Source organism: Immundisolibacter sp., assembly GCF_041625615.1.
Taxonomy (GTDB): domain Bacteria; phylum Pseudomonadota; class Gammaproteobacteria; order Immundisolibacterales; family Immundisolibacteraceae; genus Immundisolibacter.
Genome location: NZ_JBFJTF010000218.1, coordinates 1 through 2,194 on the forward strand (window position 1 = coordinate 1; position 2,194 = coordinate 2,194).

Consider the following 2,194-nt stretch of genomic DNA (forward strand, 5'->3'; position numbering starts at 1 on the left):
ACCACCATCGAGGTGCTGGTGCCGGACTTTCGCCACCGCATCGACGTGGCGCTCGAGATCCTCACCGCCGCGCCGCCGGACGTGTTCAACCACAACATCGAGACGGTGCCGCGCCTGTACCCGGCGGCCCGGCCGGGCGCCGACTACCAGGGTTCGCTGGACCTGCTCAAGCGCTGCAAGGCGGTGCTGCCGGACCTGCCGACCAAGTCCGGCCTGATGCTGGGCCTTGGCGAAACCGACGACGAGGTGCTGGCGGTGATGGCCGACCTGCGCGCCCACGACGTGGACATGCTGACCGTCGGCCAGTACCTGGCGCCGTCGCAGCACCACCTGCCCGTGCGCCGCTACGTGACGCCGGAAACCTTCGCCGAGCTGGCGGCCCGCGGCCGGGACATGGGCTTTGCCAACGTCGCCAGCGGTCCGCTGGTGCGCTCGTCCTACCACGCCGACCTGCAGGCCGCCGGCCACGCCGTGGCCTGAGATGGAGTTCTACGCCGTCAAGGCGTTGTCCGCCCTGATCGAGCCGCCGGGGCTGTTCGCCGTCCTGATGCTGCTGTGCGCGCTCGGTGTGCGCCGCCATCCGCGCCTGGCGCAGTGGCTCGGCATGCTCGGGGCGGCACTGGTGGTGCTGCTCTCCACCACGCCGGTCAGCCACGCCCTGCTCGATTCGCTCAGCCACTACCCGCCGGCCACACCGCCGGCACTGCAGCGTGCCCAGGCCATCGTCATCCTCGGCGGCGGCACGCAGTACGGCGTACGCGCCGGTGGGGGTGGCACGGTCACGCCGATGGCGCTGGAGCGCCTTCGCTACGGCGCCCGCCTGGCACGACAGACCCGGCTGCCGGTGCTGGTCACCGAGGGTGCGCCGGCCGGACGCGAGCCGGGCGCCGTCGACATGGTGCGCGCGCTGCTGGAATGGGGCGTGGCGCCCCGCTGGACGGAGGGACGCGCCATGACCACCTTCGACAACGCCCGCTATGCGTACCAGACGCTGGCGGCGGCCGGCGTCACGCGCATCGCGCTGGTCAGCCATGCCTGGCACCTGCCACGGGCAGTGGCCCTGTTCGAGCAGGTGGGGTTCGAGGTCATCCCCGCACCGGCGTACGTGCCGGGCCCACGCCGGCACACATGGCGTGCCTGGCTGCCCAGCATGCAGGCACTCGAACTGTCGACGCTGGCTGTGCACGAGTACCTCGGCCACGCCTGGTATCGGCTGCGCTACGGCAGCGGCGCATGACCGTCCCGGTCCAGCCGGCGGCCACCGTGGCACCGCTGCGCGACGGCGCGCACGGGCTTGAGGTGCTGCTGGTGCAGCGCAGCCCGGCACTGGTGTTCGCGCCGGGCGCCTGGGTGTTTCCGGGCGGTCGCGTGGACGAAGCCGACCACCGGCAGGGTGCCGAGCGCGCGGCACGGCTGGCGGCGATACGCGAGGCGGCCGAGGAAGCCGGCCTGCTGCTGGACCCCGACACGCTGGTGGAGGTCGCCCACTGGACCACGCCGCCCGGGCAGCCACGCCGCTTCGCGACGTGGTTTTTCGTGGCCGACGCCAACCGCTGCGGCGGCGTGCGCGTGGACGGCGTGGAAGCGGTCGACTACCGCTGGCTGACCCCGGCCGATGCGCTGGCGGCCGGCCGCCGGCACGACATCACGCTGATTCGCCCGACCATCGCCACGCTGACCGAACTGCAGGACTACCCGGACGTCGCCTCGGCGCTGGCCGGCTTTGCCGGGCGGACCATCCAGCATCACAGCCCGGTGGCCTGAGCGCCGCCACGGCCCCAGCCGCCGTTACACTGCATCCGACACCCCACGCGGCGCGGTCGCGCCCGCCACACGGAGCATCGTCGGACATGAGCTTGCAGGTTATTGGCGCCGGCCTCGGCCGCACCGGCACGCTGTCATTGAAGGCAGCGCTCGAACAGCTCGGCTTCGGACCCTGCTACCACATGACGCGCATCTTCGAGCACGTCGAGCACGGGCCGATGTGGCAGCAGTTCGCGGCCGGCGAGCGCGGCGACTGGGACAGCCTGCTGGGCGACTACAACGCCGCCGTGGACTGGCCGGCGAGCTACTTCTGGCGCGAGCTGGCGGCCTTCTACCCGCAGGCCAAGGTCATCCTCACCGTGCGCGACGCCGCGCGCTGGTTCAACAGCATCGACAACACGCTGTTCCGCTTCATGCGCTCGCCGGTGAC

Annotated in this window: 4 protein-coding genes; all 4 read left to right on the forward strand. The window is 72.2% G+C overall.

Features of this window, described 5'->3' with window-relative positions; all coding sequences use genetic code 11:
- Positions 1 to 480: lipoyl synthase (locus tag ABYX71_RS11630; protein ID WP_372696657.1), on the forward strand; the 480-nt coding region annotated here is incomplete at its 5' end.
- Position 481: 1 nt separating this feature from the next.
- Positions 482 to 1,237, forward strand: a complete 756-nt coding sequence (locus ABYX71_RS11635; protein ID WP_372696658.1) for a YdcF family protein — start codon at positions 482 to 484, stop codon at positions 1,235 to 1,237.
- Positions 1,234 to 1,764, forward strand: a complete 531-nt coding sequence (locus ABYX71_RS11640; protein WP_372696659.1) for an NUDIX domain-containing protein — start codon at positions 1,234 to 1,236, stop codon at positions 1,762 to 1,764. Before ABYX71_RS11635 ends, ABYX71_RS11640 begins: the two co-directional genes overlap by 4 nt.
- A gap of 86 nt (positions 1,765 to 1,850) precedes the next feature.
- Positions 1,851 to 2,194 (forward strand): sulfotransferase family protein (locus ABYX71_RS11645; RefSeq protein ID WP_372696660.1); only part of this gene is annotated, 344 nt, incomplete at its 3' end.

Coding starts and splice junctions, on each gene's coding strand:
- ABYX71_RS11640 (WP_372696659.1), top strand. CDS start 1,234: ATGACCGTCCCGGTCCAGCCGGCGGCCACCGTGGCACCGCTGCGCGAC.
- ABYX71_RS11635 (WP_372696658.1), top strand. CDS start 482: ATGGAGTTCTACGCCGTCAAGGCGTTGTCCGCCCTGATCGAGCCGCCG.